Source organism: Oleiphilus sp. HI0123 (assembly GCF_001635315.1).
The window spans coordinates 1-261 of the sequence record NZ_LWGE01000893.1 but is presented as its reverse complement, the minus strand read 5'-3'; the positions used below and the strand labels follow the sequence as shown (position 1 = coordinate 261).

The following is a 261-nucleotide window of genomic DNA, read 5'->3' as shown; positions in this document are numbered from 1 at the left end:
AAAAGTAGCCCAGGCTTATAGCTAAAACGAGCACCACATGCACTTGCAAGCCATAACCAGGCAACAAGTAAAAGCAAGGTATGCGTGAACTGTAAAGTGTGCCCACCACCCCAGAACAGTAATTCGAAATAATATTCACCACTATATTCAACTGATATGCCCAGATAACTAGCCACTAACGCAATAATACTTAATAGAGCAGGAATAGCGGCTAAATACGATGCCCAGCTCAGTACCGACTCACCACTATTAAAGCCTTGA

General features: G+C 42.9%; 1 protein-coding gene. It reads right to left on the bottom strand.

Features of this window, described 5'->3' with window-relative positions:
• Positions 1-261, bottom strand: a 261-nt coding sequence (locus A3761_RS27380) for a hypothetical protein (RefSeq protein WP_197472951.1), incomplete at both ends; no start/stop codon positions are given.